Below are 14786 nucleotides of genomic sequence, written 5' to 3' on the forward strand. Positions count from 1 at the left end.
AATTCTACATTCTGCGTAGGTAGATTGCAATTTTTTAGCCCCAGACTGAAGTATGGGACGCTTTACCTACTCAATTAAATTCATCGGCAAAGACACTGTAAATGCAGTATTACCGAGCACCGACTCCACATCAATTTTACCCTGATGTTTTCCAATTATTTTTTTGACAATATCCAATCCTAATCCGCTGCCTTCTCCCGCTGGTTTCGTAGTAAAAAATGGTTCAAAAATTTTCGGCAAAATCTCCGGTGAAATTCCATTTCCGGTGTCGGTAATTTTTACAACAACGTTGGTATCTTGCTGAAAGGCGTCAATTGTTAAAGTTCCTTGATTGTCCATCGCTTGTAAGGCATTATGAATTAAATTTGTCCAAACTTGATTGAGTTCGTCGGGATAACACAGTACCGCAGGCAATGGATCTTGATAGTTTCTGACGATTTCCACACCCTGCTTTAGCTGGTTCTGATAAAGAGTTAATACAGTTTCAATTCCCTCAGTAATATTCACCTCTATTTTTTCGCCATTTACATCGTAACGCGCATAACTCTTCAGGGCAAAGACGACTTTTGCAGCGCGTTCTGTAGCGGTAGCGATGGTTCGGGCACTTCTCTGAATGCTAGCAAAATCGTAGGCGGTTTTGATAATATTTTCGCTATCAGGGTCTTTGAGCAACGGCAAAAATTCTTGCAGGTTTCCCTGCAATCCGATATTTACTAAAATGCTAGCAAGGCTGTCAGCATTATCAATCCCTGCCGAATCTAGTTCCTGCTTCACGCCTCTTTTAAATTCCCGTTTTTCTCGCGTAGATAAAGAGTGATTTTGTTGGCGGGAACTGTACATTAAACTCAAGAAATCCTTCTGGCGTTCGGCTGACAATTCTTTAAAAAAAACTGGCAAACTTTCGATATTGTTATCCAAAAAGCTGGTAATATTGCCAATAGACGATCGAATCGCCCCCAGTGGCGTATTGATTTCGTGAGCAATGCCTGCAATCAGTTGCCCTAATGCAGCCATTTTTTCTGATTGAACTAATTGCTCCTGAGTTGCTTGCAATTGCTCTAAAGTGACTGTCAGTTCATCGTTTTTATGTCTAAGTTTTTTTTGCAATTGGCACATGGCTAAATGCGTTTCTACCCTCACTAGAACCTCTTCCACCTGAAAGGGTTTGGTAATATAATCTACTCCGCCGACAGCAAAGGCTTTGACTTTATCTAGTACGTCATTTATCGCGCTAATAAAAATCACCGGAATGTCGCGAGTGCGTTCATCAGCTTTGATTTTTTCGCAAACTTCATACCCATTCATTTCGGGCATCATAATATCCAGCAAAATTAAATCGGGCGGCATACCTTTTGCTGCCGAAAGCGCTAACTCGCCGCTAGGTACGGGGCGGACTTTGTAGCCCTTGCCATTCAAAATTCCGGCTAGCAGTCGCAAATTAGCTGGGGTGTCGTCAACTACTAAAATATTACCGCGATCTGTGCTAGGAATGTCGTTATTCATGTGATGTTGCTTGAGAGATTAACTTTAAAACTTTGTCGTACTCGAAATTTTCTATACAATTGGCGATCGCAGCAGCCGTTACTGTATCCTTTAATCTAATTTGGTCGATCGCACTTTCAATCAAATCCATATCTGCATTTAGGATTGCCAGCTTTAACTCCCCTAGCAGCGACTCAGGCAATTTCACGAAGTCAGTCGCAGTCATTTCGCGATCGCGCTCTTTGATTACCGATAAGTTAGCTTGACCCGGATCTTCATAAATATAGCGCACTCCGATATGTTTGTGCATAGCATCGAAAATATCCGCTTCCCGGAAAGGTTTCCGCATAAAAGCATCGCAACCAGCCGACAAAATAACTGCTCTTTCTTCCTCCAAAACGCTCGCAGTCAGCGCAATAATCGCGGTAGCTTGACCTTTAATCGTGCCTTTAATGTGTTTTGTTGCTTCGTAGCCGTCCATCACGGGCATTCTCATGTCCATCCAAATTAAATGCGGTGCCCAACTGTCCCAAATGTCAATAGCTTCTTGACCGTTAGTAGCTTCTTTCAGTTCAAAGCCCAGAGGATTGAGAAGTTTTATTAACAGTTGGCGGTTGAGCGGTTTATCGTCTACTATCAAAATTCGATAGGGGTGTTGATTTGGTTCTAAGCCAATCACATTGCGAATCAGTTTTGGGACTTCAATATCAGCCACATCGACTGCAACAACTTGAATGTCAAATTTAAAATTAGTCCCCTTACCGACAGCAGAACTGACGCTCACTTCGCCCCCCATTAATTCCACAAACTTGCGGCTAATTGGCAATCCCAAACCTGTACCTTCTTGCGAATCTTTGCCTGTCTGGGTTTGCACGAAAGCTTCAAAAAGATTGTCTAATTCATTGGCAGAAATACCAGGCCCAGTATCTTCGACTTCAAAATGGAGGAAGAAGGAATAGGCAGAAGCTGAATGGTCATTGTGGGCTGCATAACTCGCATTTTCTGAATGACTTAAATGGGATGTTTTAACACCATTAATTGCTATTTTTTCTGTATTTTTATAGTCTTTTGATGTATTTTTTTTTGCTGATTCTTCTTGCTGAATTAGACCGTCTAACTGCTTGCTGACTCTGACAATGACACCGCCATTTTTTGTAAATTTAAGAGCATTATTGAGGAGATTAATCAATATTTGTCGTAACTTCAACTCGTCAGTTTCTATGTATTGTGGCACGTCTGGACTGTGGTCAAAAACTAACTGCAAGTGCTTGTCATCTGCCTTAAGTTGAAACATATCGTCTAAGTCATTGAGCAGGCGATAGAGGTCGATTTTTTTGGGATTGAGAGTGGTACGCCCCGATTCAATTTTAGATAAATCGAGCACGTTATTAATCAGGGTGAGCAGGTGTTCTCCGCTGCTGTTAATTATGCTAATATTTTCTTGATGTTCTGGGGATAGAGTTTGGCTGCGAGTCATCAGTTGGGAAAAGCCGAGAATTGCATTCAGGGGCGATCGCAATTCGTGACTCATATTGGCTAGAAACGTACTTTTAGCTTGATTTGCTACTTCGGCTTTGTCCTTAGCTACAGCCAATTCGGCAGTCCGCTCTCGCACTCGCTGTTCTAAAGTTTCAAAAGATTGTTGCAGTTGTTGAGCCATGCTGTTAAATGACTTGGCTAATTCCCCCAATTCGTCGGAGCGTTGACTTTCTACTGTGGTGTCCCATTCACCTTTAGCGATATTTTTTGCTGCTGTATTTAAGCGCAAAATAGGATTTGTTACCCAGCGAGAAGTTTGAATGCCAATAGAGACAGCTACTACTAAAGCTGCGAAACACAGCCAAATCGTCGTGCGGGTATTGCCATCGATTTCTTGGGTAAAATCTGCTTCGGGAACAACTACTACAATTAGCCAGTCTAAACCTTTGCCATCTTGGAACGGCAGGACTTTTAAAAATTGTCGTTTGCCATCTATTTCAAAGTTTAATAACTCCGCTTTTTCAAGTTTGTTGAATTCCCTAAAATGTGCAGTCAAGTATTTACCTGTTGCTTGAGTAAAAGGGTTGCTGCTTTCTTCGACTTTAAATAATTGTTTTTCATTGCCACGAGTGCGAAACGGTTTTTCGGGGGTGGAAGTTGCTAATAAAGTGCCTTGGCGATCGATAATAAATGTTTGACCGGATTTGCCAACTTTGAGACTGTTGAGAAATCTTCCAATATAGTCGAGACGTAAGGCAGCAATTAATACTCCTTCTAGCTGATTTTTGTCGCTGTATACAGGTTGGATAGCGCTGATAATTAATGTCGGTTCTAGGAAGGAAACATAAGCCGAACTCCAAGTGGGTTTGCCTGCTTTTACGGCAGCTTTGTAGGAAGGATGTTGCCGATTGTCAACAGCCTTGACAACTGTTGCTACGGTAGTGCGATCGCCTCGCTCGTTCGTATGGTAAGAATAAAAATTGAATCCGGTAGATTTCTCTATCACATTCATGGTTCGGGAACCGTTAGACAGTTGTTCTCCTGATCTATAATCTCCTTTCTTGTTGCCAACAGCCGTAAAATTTATATAAGGATATAATTGTACTTGTCGCCAAAGATATTTCTCCCAATCTGATAAATTTTCCATTTTTAACAAGCCCAGTTTGACAGTATCGAGCTTGCTTTGATTGATTTGATGGGGAGTGTTCAGGTAAAGTTGCAGGTTTTGCTCGACACGCAAACTTACTTCGCTCATTAACTGACTGGCAAGGTTATTAACTGCTTTTTGTCCGTTTCTAAAAGACAAATATCCTACCAGTCCCACTGCTCCCACGATTTGCAGTACAAATGGAACTATGAGAACTGTTCGCAGCGGTAATTTATCTAAAATTTTAGAGACCATAAGATTTACAGGTTTAGTGAACTTAGTTTAAAGCCGTCTTTGCAGAGCTTGTCTTAACAGCAGCAGCATTTATAGCCGGCTAGCTAGAGGGCATTGATGCGGGTCAACTTAGCGACTGTAGATGCTTAACGCCGATCGACTGTGAGCCTAATTTTGCTATGTTAAAGTCTATTATTTTACCCATTGTCGTATTATTTGGAAAATTTACGTAAAATTGACCGTCTGTGGCTGTGAGAACTGCCTGATGCAGGCTGGAAGCGCGATTTGCACCCCATCAGCCCAGTGGTTTGGAGACAGGCGATCGAATTTGCTCGATCCACTAGCCATTTTCCGCAAGACGTGTTATAGTCGGACTATACTCGCAAAAGTCGAGGGCACGTAGCTCAGTGGATAGAGCATCAGGTTCCGGTCCTGAGGGTCGGGGGTTCGAGTCCCTCCGTGCTCATTTAAGTGAATAAAAAGATCGATCGCGAACGATCGATCTTTTTTTATGACCAATGGTTAAGAAGTGATGGCTGTTTGGGCGAACTCACACCACAGCGGTGCGCGCCGCGCCACCTACAAGCATACTGTTCACTATTAAATATCGTCATCGTTTTGACCTTGCACACCCTGAAGAATCCGCGATAACTCACTCTTCTCATTAACCGTAATCCGAGTCGGAGAACCGCTGATAATCCGTTCGTAACCGCGGAACGAATCTTTAATTTGCGGGCCATTTTCAGTAATTGTGTATTCCCGAATCCCTTTGTCGTGCCACGAACCGCGCATCTTAAACACATTAAGTGCCCGCGACATTTCCCCGCGAATTTCTACATACTGCAACATGATAATCGTGTCAGTAATCGTAGAAATATGGGAGTCCGTAATCGAATTAGAACCCATAAACTGGTCGCTGGTATTCGTGAAAAAGCCAGTAATTTCTTCCTGCTTTGCAAAACCAGTCACCCCAATCACAAATTGCCGGAAAGCATTATTGCTGACACCTCTAGCTAAAGCCGAAAGTGAGTCTATGGCAATTCGAGAAGGTTTGAATTCAGCAATTTCTGATTTAATCATCTGCAAATGGTCTTCCAAACCCGCAGATTCTGGGTAAGTGCATAGCAGTTTCAGCAGTCCTTTTTGTTCCATTTCCTCAAAATCAATGCCCCAAGAATAAGCATTGCGGAACAACTGAGCTCGCGACTCTTCATAGGCAAACAGCAGCGCCCGATTTCCGTTCATACAAGCATTCTGCAAAAACTTACTTACCAACAGCGTTTTGCCGGTTCCCGTCGCACCCGTAGCCAAAATAATCGAGTCTTTAAAAAACCCGCCGCCGCACATCTCGTCGAGAATTTTATCGCCGGAAGAAACCCGCACGTTAGAAGACTTTTGAGTTAATCGCATCGCCCCCAGTGGAAAAATATTAATACCGTCATTAGTCATCGTAAAAGGATATTCGCCCTTCATGTGAGTTGTACCGCGCAACTTCAAAATTTCGATGGTGCGGCGGCGGCGTTCTCCTTCCAATACGTTGCGAACAATTACCACATTATCCGATACAAATTCTTCCACTCCAAACCGCGCCACCGGGCCGTATTCTTCCACCCTTTCGGTAGTCATAACTGTAGTTGCGCCTACTTGTTTGAGGCGCGCCACTAAGCGAAAAATTTCTCGGCGCACTACAGAGGCAGCTTCGTACTGCTGAAATACGGCTGTCACTGAATCTATAGAAACGCGCTTGGCTTTGTACTTGCGAATGGCGTACTGAATTCGCTCGATTAAGGCAGATAAATCAAAATTTCCGACGATATCTTGACCTTCGGGATCGGGTGAAGCGTCCAAAATAAATAGCTTACCTTCGTCTATTAACCGTGCCAAATCCCAACCGAAACTGCAAGCATTTTTAATAATATCTGTGGGAGATTCTTCAAAAGTTACGAACACTCCAGGTTCGTCAAAATGGGTGATTCCGTTATAGATGAATTGTACGGCAAATAAAGTTTTTCCCGTTCCTGATGTGCCGCTGACTAGAGTGGTTCTGCCAATGGGCATTCCGCCGTGACTGATGTCATCGAAACCCTCAATCATCGTGCGAATTTTTTCAACTCCTGCCGTTACAAATCCTTCTGGTTGCAGCGTTTGACTACTTTCATTCATTTCGATTTTTGTCAATTTTCAGTATTATTTCGTTGTTACTCATTAACCGCAGCTCATGAGTCTTTGTACTCAATTTTTAGTTTGGGCTGTTGCTCGATAACTAATGACTGCGGACTGCGGACTAATGACTGTCACCTGATTGTCTTATGAATTCAGGTCTTCTTCGCGGAGTTCTTCATAGAGCAAATCTAATCCTATCAGAACTTTCTCGCGATCGGACAAATCGCCAATAATTTTTCGCACCGGCGGTGGCAGGATTTTCGCTAGAGTCGGGGTTGCCAAAATTTTGTCCTCTTCTGCTAGCTGAGGATTTTTGAGAACGTCGATGACTTTCAGCGCGTAGACTCCTTGAAATTCTTGTTCTAGGATGTCTTTTAGGGTTTTCAAAGCTCGTACTGAGTTGGGAGTATTCCCGGCAACGTACAGCTTGAGAATGTAGGTTTTCTTCAGAGGACTCATGAACTTTTTATAATGTTGAGTATTAGTTGTCAGATATTAGTTGTAGTTGTTATTTGTCTTAAATCCGCTGTTCTTTGTTATTTTATAATAATTTCAGCATCACGATCGCGCTGCCGGCTCTCTTCTCCTTTCTTATTTGTTAAATTCTTCCTTCTTCCTTCTTCCTTCTTCCTTCTTCCTTCTTCCTTCTTCCAGAAAGAATTGGTTTAAAGCCGGAACCCTTGTAGGGAGAAATTAAAATCAGACTATTCATTACTCCAATCCTGGGACTTCCAGGTAGAGGTCGCCCTCATCCCTTCGACTGCGCTCTTCGAGCAAGCTGTCAACTTTCAACTTTCAACTTTCAACTGAACTTGAGATGGCTCTTTCGGAATGGATCGCCTATACATCTCGCACAGGTGAGCGATCGCGTCAATGAGAGTCAATCGGTAATCCAGCAATATTTCCTCGCTGCGCCCTTCTAATTTTAGCTGTTTAGCAAATTCGTCCATCAATCCCATGTGAATTTCTACAACTTGAGTCACGGGAACGTCAGCAAAAAAAGCTAAATTCACAAATTCATCGATTTGATTGTTGACCGCAGTATCTTCAGAAAAATAATTCAAAACGATTTCGCGATAAATTGATTTGAGTTGCTCCAAAAACTTTTGCTTTTCTGGCCCAGACAGATTTCGCAAAAAAACCTGGGAATTTCTTTTATAATACACGCCTAAGTATCCTAATCGCTCCCGTAATTTTTCCGCAAGCCGCCGCTGCTGTCGGCTGAGCAAACTTTGAGCAGTCAATTGGGCCGTGGCATCGATGCTTGCGGATTGGTCATTGACAGGAACCGGAGTTGAAAGTTTGAGAAATTGGGCGATCGCCCGATCGATACTTGCAGCTATTTCAGTCGATCGATCGATCGCCAGTTGCACCTCAGCCGGGTGATAAAAAAAAGCACAACTTTCGTCTTGACTCTTCTGGGATCTACTGGCTGCGGCCTCAAAACCATCCGAAGGTGGTGCTTCTAGCCTTCCATCTTCCCCGGGGTGGGGCGAAAAAATCACAGCAGGCAAAAAGAGCGATCGTGCTTGCAGCTTGCTCAGGAACTCGCGCAGATCTCCATCTACCTCAACAACCAAACAATCGACATGGTAATTGTGCTTCAGGAATCCCAAAAACTCCACCGGCGATTTAATGTGCGTTAAAGTATAACGTTCGCGCGTCAAAAGCTCGATCGCACAGCCTGCGATTTTCTCAGAATGGACAAAAATACCGATCGACAGTTGGGGAAGCAAAGCTGTAGGTGAAACACCGGCATTTGCTGAAAGTGCTGGATCGCTCAGAGTTGATATCTCCTTTACAAAACACTTAATATTTTAACAATTATTGCAACATTGATTTAACCAATCTTAACAGCAAAATTGGTAGCAACCTTTGATCGGAGGGATCATCAAAGTTTAATCTCTCCGTGCCTCAATGATCCCTCAGCCTGATTTCTGCAATTAAGCTTAAGGCTTAAAATAAGTGATAGTCGCCTCAAATCAGTTGCAGGCATAGAATTCGCAGGCTTAAGTGCCGATCCCGTGCGAGATAGCGAACTGGTATAAAACAAATAAGATACAAAAATCGGCAGCTACATTGGGTATCAAAAATATTACTGCTATTGATAGTAGACTCTCAGGTTTGTTATGCCAACCATCAGTCCCAGCCTCAAGAACTTTATCGAGCCAGTGCCACTGTGCCGACTCACGGCGGCACTAGGATCGCTGCGGTCAATTTTCAGCGAGGGCAATTGCGATCGAGTCGCAGTAGTCAACGAACAGCTACAGCCGCTAGGATTAGTTTACCTGCACAGCCTTTGGGCTGATGGACTCGATCGCACAAACGACTGGGAGCAACCTTTGTCAGAAAGCTCGATCGCGATCGAGCCGATCAGAATAGTATCTGCCACTCTGAGCATCAGTGAATTCTGGCAGTACCTGCAAACAGAGGAACTTAACACCCCAGCAAGTAGCCAAACCGTCGGCGGTTTCTCGAAAATCCCGATCGGCCTCACAGATGCTAGCGGTCAATTTTTAGGACTGTTAGACAGCCTAAGCCTGCTGCAATTCGCCGCAAACAGCAGCCTGACAGCGCAGCCAACAGCAGTCAAAGAAATCGAATTAATACCCGTTTCCGCAGCCATCGCCACCGCCCGTGCTCAAGTGCGCTTTCTAGAAGCAGGATTGAAACCCTCGGAAAACCTCAACTCCCTAGTCCAACTGCTCGAAAAACTGCCCCTACCCCTGAGATTGCAAACCCCCACCGGACAGATAGTCAGTCAAAACGCAGCGTGGCGGATTTTGCTGGGAGCAGGCCCAGAACCAGTTCCAGAACCAGCAGCAAATTTGGGCAAACACTCGCCCCACAAACCAAGCCATTTAACAACCGAATACACGAGCGCCCAGGTAGAAGCGATCGCCCAAGAGTGCAAGAGCTTAGTAGGAGTAGGTCGATCGGGCGATGGACTGCGGGATAGCTTCGCCGCGCGTGATTCAACAGCCGCCACCAGTTGCTCGCTACCCCTGTACGCCGCCGCCTGCCCATCAACCTTAACCGCTCCAGCTTGGTGCCCCACCGCCGGCAAACCAGACACATATATTTGTGATTGTCCTGTACAAAAAGGTCAAGAACGGATCTGGCAATTTGTCAAGCAACCGCTGTCGGACAACCTAATTTTAGTCATGGGACAAGATGTCACCGAAGAACAGTTAGTTGCCAAAGAACTAGCCGCCAAAAACGCAGATTTAATCCACCTCAACCGACTCAAAGACGAATTTTTATCCTGCATCAGCCACGAACTAAAAACCCCGCTCACCGCCGTTCTCGGTTTGTCAAGCCTACTCAAAGATAAATTGATCGGAGAACTAAACGATCGCCAAACACGCTACGCCAAACTAATCCATAAAAGCGGGCGGCATTTGATGACAATAGTTAACGACATTTTAGATTTGACCCGAATGGAAACCGGGCAGCTAGAACTAATTCTCGAACCAGTCGAAATAGCAGCCACCTGCAAAAGAGCCTTTGAACAAGCAAAACAACTGCAACAAGAAGAAAAATCCACTCCCCAGCCGAGCAAAACCGACGGCGCAGCTTCCGAAGAACCATCGACCGAAATCGAATTTACACTCGAAATAGAACCCGGACTGAACTATTTGATTGCCGACGAACTGCGGCTGCGACAAATGCTCGTCAATCTGCTTGCCAACGCCCTAAAATTCACCGAAGTTGGTGGCAAAATCGGATTAAAAGTAAATGTTTGGGAAGGCTGGCTCGCATTCACCGTTTGGGACACAGGCATCGGCATTCCTGCCGACAAACAACACCTGATCTTTCAGAAATTCCAACAACTTGAAAGCCCGCTTACCAGGCGCTTTCAAGGAACCGGACTGGGATTGGTACTGACTCAACGGCTCGCCCGTCTCCACGGCGGAGACGTTTCGTTTATTTCCTCAGAAAACCAAGGCTCTGAATTTACCTTGTTGCTGCCGCCAAATCCTCCGGGAAATAGCGGGGAAGAATCCCCAGCAGGTACAGCCACCGAGGGAGAATTTTTACAACCAAAATATCAAACTCCGATCGCCAATTCTCGCTCTCGTTTAGTATTAATAGTCGAAGCAGTTCCCAAATATATCGAAGATTTAACCAACGTCCTCTCCGGTTTGGGCTACCAAGTAATAGTCGCCCGTTCCGGCACCGAAGCGCTGGAAAAAGCGCGCAGGTTCAGTCCCGAAGCGATTTTTCTCAACCCGTTGCTGCCGCTGCTGTCCGGCTGGGACGTGCTGACGCTGCTCAAGAGCGATCCAGATACTCGATCGATTCCGGCGATCGTCACAGCCACCAGAGGGGAAAAAGAACGGGCTTCTGTTAACCGCGCCGAAGGCTTTTTGAGCTTGCCAGTGGAAGAATTCGCTTTGCGGCGCTTACTAGACTCGATCGGCCACCCCGATGCCAGTACCCAGAAGGTGAGGAGTTCTTTAACTGTGTTGTGGATCAGCCCGCAAAACAGTTCCTCTCAAGGTTCTGCTTTACTGCTAAACCCCACTTACTGCCGCGTTTTGGAAGCAGACGACCTCGGCCAAGCAGAACTCGTAGCGCGAATTTGGCGGCCTGATGCGATCGTCTTGGACAGTACAAGTCAACTGCAAAACCCCTTAGCTTTTATCGAACAGTTAAGTCGGTCTCGAACTTTGGGTTCTCTCCCCTTGGTGACTTTAGACCCCGCAACTACGCAACTGGCAAATCAAGTCAAAGGATTGTCGGTATTTCCCTGTTTGGCAGCCAGTAGTCCCGATGGCACGGGGTTGGTAGCTTCTGCGTTGTGGCAAGTGATTCAAGTAGCTGCGGGCATGAGTTGGAAGCCCAGCATTTTATTTGCTGACATTTCGACTTTACCGGACTTGCACCGCGTGGCTGGGGGGAACCCGACGGCAGAATTGGAAAATGGCGATCGATCGACAAAAGCCGAGATTCCCATACCCCATTCCAAGTTTTCTACTCCCAACTTTCAAGCTTTGATTCAGTACATCCAAACCGCAGGATTTCGAGGGGCGATCGCTCCCTGCTGGACAGAAGTTTTGCAGCAGTTGCAATATCAAAGCGTTGACTTAGTGTTGCTGTGCTTGCGAGACGCCCCCTCAGAATCCCCCGCTATGTTGCAGGCGCTATCGAACCTGCGGCAAATGGCAGTAAAACTGCCAATTTTAGTCTGGGACGATCGGTCTACTGTAAATTTGGAATCTGAGGCGATCGACTTTTTGTTGCAAGAAGTATCTGCCAAAATTTTACCTTCTTCCTTGTCAGCAGCACAATTGTTGGACAAAATTCAACAGACTTTATTAACTCACTCAAGTTCCTAAAATAGAAGAATTTATCCGGTTCGTAGTGAAGACTTTAGTCCGCTAAAAAGCAGTGAATCAAAACTATTATTCTTGAGTGTGCAACAGAATTTTGGGACTATTAAAATCAAAAGTAGGAAGCGTTGCGAGTCAAGAAGCAATATCAAAAATCAAAAAAATGAGTTATTATAGGCGATCGAGAAACCATTATACTTTTTTCTGGGGCTGTACAGTGCCTAATCGCATTCCTTTAATATCTCTGGTGTTCGCACTCGGTTTGTGGACAATGCCCAAGCCTGTTGTGGCACAGGCACTTCTGCCTTACACCCTGCAAATCGACTCGACCGGGCTCGAACAGACAGCCTTGAGCCTTGCAGAACGAGCCGTCCAGCTAGCCAGACTCCAGCAGTACCAACTCGCCGTCCCCAGTGCCGAACTTGCGACGCAGTTAGCCCCCAAGAATGCTCAAACTTGGACTTTGTTAGGCAGCTTGTACCTTCAAATCGAGCAGTTTGACAAAGGCATTGAAGCTTTGGGGCAAGCTCAATCTCTGGCGCCAGAAAATGCCTCAATTAAATTTGTCTTGGGAGAAGCTTACTTTCGGCAAGCAAATTATGAGAAAGCAGCCGAATATTTGCAAGCAGGGTTGAAAATAAAGCCAGAGACTCCGGGCGCATTATTTGATTTGGGCAATGCTTTTTACAAGCTGAAGCGGTTCGATCAGGCGATCGCCCAATATGAAAAAGCCTTTGCTTTAGAAAAAAAACTCTGGCCCGCTATCAACAATATCGGATTAGTCAAATACGAAATGGGAGATGTCGATGGCGCCATTCGTCGCTGGCAAGAAGCGATCGCGATCGACGACAAAGCAGCAGAACCAATGCTAGCTCTAGCAGTAGCACTCTACACCAAAGGCGACAAAGAAAAAGGTTTAGCCCTGGGAGAGGCCGCCCTGAAATTGGACAGACGCTATACCACAGTAACTTTTCTCAAAGAAAACCTCTGGGGCGATCGCCTAATCGCAGCCACCCAAAGCTTCCTGGCCACTCCCCAAATTAAAGCAGCACTTACTGCAATTCAAGACGCCCCACCATTGCCCGATACATCGCCCTAATTCTAGTTAGGTTCGTCGTGAGGACTGAAGTCCTCAGAGCATTTTTTAGCTGAGCAAGATGTAATATGTTTCAACAGCATCAATCACACACTTCCGAATATCGCACCAATATTTCTACTCGTTACTAGGCTGTGCTTGGTAACGCAGATCGGTCGGCTCTGCCTCCTTTTTTCCAGCCGAGGCAGAGCCTCGCTGATATGGATTCCAAGGCAGAGCCTTGGAACCAGTTAAACCAGTTAATCCCCAATCTAAAATCTAAAATCTAAAATCTAAAATCTAAAATAGTATCACCTATGACATCCACCGCCACGATCGCCCCCCTAAGCTGGACAGAACTAGAAACACTCACAGACTTTCAAGTAGATACCGTCAACGGGCCAACCAACTCTCAAGCCCGCTTGCGCCTCTTCGGACAGCCCGAATCCGACGTGAGAGTCACACTGTACCGCGACAATCATGCCTGGTGTCCCTATTGCCAAAAAATCTGGCTGTGGTTGGAAGAAAAACAAATCCCCTATCGCATTGACAAAGTTACCATGTTCTGCTATGGGGAAAAAGAGAACTGGTACAAGCGCAAAGTGCGATCGGGAATGTTACCCGCGATCGAGCTAGACGGCCACATTATTACCGAAAGCGATGATATCCTAATCGCCCTAGAACAAGCCTTCGGCCCCTTGGGTTTGGGCATGGAAAACCCCCAAGTCCTTCCCCTGCGACAGCTAGAGCGAATGCTGTTTAGTGCTTGGTGCACTTGGCTGTGCCGCGTCAGTTCAGGCGGAGCAGACCAGCGCAACCGCAACCAATTCACCAGCGTTGTCGCTCAAGTGGAAGCAGCACTCTCGCGCACGCCCGGCCCTTATTTCCTGAATGAATTTGGCACAGTCGATGTAATTTTTACGCCCTACGTCGAACGGATGAATGCCAGTCTTTACTACTACAAAGGATACTCCCTGCGAGAAGAAAACCCGCGATTTGCTGACTGGTTTGCGGGGATGGAAAGTCGCCCCACCTATCGCGGCACTCAGAGCGATTTCCACACCCACGTCCATGATTTACCGCCTCAGATGGGCGGCTGCTGGGAAAACGGCGAACCCCAGATGCTACTCAACAAAGCCCGCGTGGATAATGGGCCTTGGGCCGGACTACCAGATGTGATGTATCCAGAACCGGAAACTTCCCGCGCTGAAGCACTCCACCGCGTCATCAAGCATCGCCAAAACATCATTCGAGTCAACCCTGCTGACGACAATTTGTTCGATGAAGCGCTGCGCTGTGCTTTAACTTTGATGATGACTAGCGAAGTTTGTACGCCGCCGGCTGGTTCTGATACGGCCCTGCGGTATTTGCGCGATCGGGTAAATGTGCCCAGAGATATGTCAATTTACGCGGCCAAGCGGCTGAGGGAAAGCTTAGAGGAAACTGCGGCCATCGTGGGTGAGGGCCAAGGCGAGCCTATTCCCGTGAAGCACCGGCGGGATCAAGATCCGGCTAACTTTGTTTGACACTCCCCAACTATCGAGGTATGGGGATTCTTAATGCAGCGACTGACCTTTAAATGTTCCGTCCTTACCACAATAAGCTGTTGAGCATTTAAATTGCATATTCGGGACGGGCTTCCACAGGTACGCCTGGGTGATGCTTCGCCTGGAGAATCGGTGTCGGTACTTTGAGCTGCGGTAATTGCGATCGATAATCGGACTCAAAAATCAACTTAATCATAGCTTGGGCAATATCAATTTAATGTGAAGTTGTACATATTTCGATCTCCCTAAATCCCCCTTAAAAAGGAGGACTTTGATCGGAATCTTGTCCCCCCTTATTAAGGATCGCGAATTAAATAATTTAC

Annotated in this window: 9 protein-coding genes and 1 tRNA gene; 4 read left to right on the forward strand and 6 right to left on the reverse strand. The window is 45.8% G+C overall.

What is annotated here, in order from left to right; all coding sequences use genetic code 11:
• Positions 1-66: 66 nt before the first annotated feature.
• Both K4039_RS03045 and K4039_RS03050 read right to left on the reverse strand, forming a co-directional pair.
• Positions 67-1503 carry a response regulator gene (locus K4039_RS03045; protein WP_265233651.1) on the reverse strand — a complete coding sequence of 479 codons (1437 nt, stop codon included), beginning with the start codon at positions 1501-1503 and terminating at the stop codon, positions 67-69.
• Entirely contained in the window at positions 1496-4363 is a 2868-nt protein-coding gene (locus K4039_RS03050; RefSeq protein ID WP_265233652.1) for an ATP-binding protein, read from the reverse strand. The genes K4039_RS03045 and K4039_RS03050 overlap by 8 nt, the downstream gene beginning before the upstream one ends.
• Positions 4364-4735: 372 nt before the next feature.
• Here K4039_RS03050 and K4039_RS03055 point away from each other — a divergent pair.
• Positions 4736-4808, forward strand: a tRNA-Arg gene (locus K4039_RS03055).
• A 134-nt stretch (positions 4809-4942) separates the two neighbouring features.
• On the opposite strand, the gene kaiC is transcribed toward K4039_RS03055, so the two are convergent.
• The 3 genes from kaiC to K4039_RS03070 form a co-directional block, all read right to left on the reverse strand.
• A complete protein-coding gene (gene kaiC, locus K4039_RS03060) occupies positions 4943-6505 on the reverse strand; it encodes a circadian clock protein KaiC (RefSeq protein ID WP_265233653.1) in 1563 nt (520 codons plus the stop codon).
• A 144-nt stretch (positions 6506-6649) separates the two neighbouring features.
• Complete coding sequence (gene kaiB, locus K4039_RS03065) at positions 6650-6964, reverse strand: circadian clock protein KaiB (protein ID WP_265233654.1); 315 nt, start codon at positions 6962-6964, stop codon at positions 6650-6652.
• Between the two features lie 329 nt (positions 6965-7293).
• Positions 7294-8241, reverse strand: a complete 948-nt coding sequence (locus tag K4039_RS03070) for a circadian clock protein KaiA (protein ID WP_265233655.1) — start codon at positions 8239-8241, stop codon at positions 7294-7296.
• Between the two features lie 393 nt (positions 8242-8634).
• On the opposite strand from K4039_RS03070, the gene K4039_RS03075 reads away from it, so the two are divergent.
• The 3 genes from K4039_RS03075 to K4039_RS03085 all read left to right on the forward strand — a co-directional run bounded on the left by K4039_RS03075 (position 8635) and on the right by K4039_RS03085 (position 14442).
• Positions 8635-11847 carry a hybrid sensor histidine kinase/response regulator gene (locus K4039_RS03075; protein ID WP_265233656.1) on the forward strand — a complete coding sequence of 1071 codons (3213 nt, stop codon included), beginning with the start codon at positions 8635-8637 and terminating at the stop codon, positions 11845-11847.
• 157 nt (positions 11848-12004) lie between these two features.
• Positions 12005-12940 carry a tetratricopeptide repeat protein gene (locus K4039_RS03080; RefSeq protein ID WP_265233657.1) on the forward strand — a complete coding sequence of 312 codons (936 nt, stop codon included), beginning with the start codon at positions 12005-12007 and terminating at the stop codon, positions 12938-12940.
• A gap of 293 nt (positions 12941-13233) precedes the next feature.
• Positions 13234-14442 (forward strand): glutathione S-transferase family protein, encoded by a 1209-nt coding sequence (locus K4039_RS03085; protein ID WP_265233658.1) that lies wholly within the window; start codon positions 13234-13236, stop codon positions 14440-14442.
• Between the two features lie 88 nt (positions 14443-14530).
• Here K4039_RS03085 and K4039_RS03090 read toward each other — a convergent pair whose 3' ends face one another.
• Complete coding sequence (locus K4039_RS03090; RefSeq protein ID WP_265233659.1) at positions 14531-14659, reverse strand: hypothetical protein; 129 nt, start codon at positions 14657-14659, stop codon at positions 14531-14533.
• Positions 14660-14786: the final 127 nt, after the last annotated feature.

Origin of the sequence: Lyngbya sp. CCAP 1446/10, assembly GCF_026130175.1 — a bacterium.
Taxonomy (GTDB): Bacteria; Cyanobacteriota; Cyanobacteriia; order Cyanobacteriales; family Microcoleaceae; genus Microcoleus.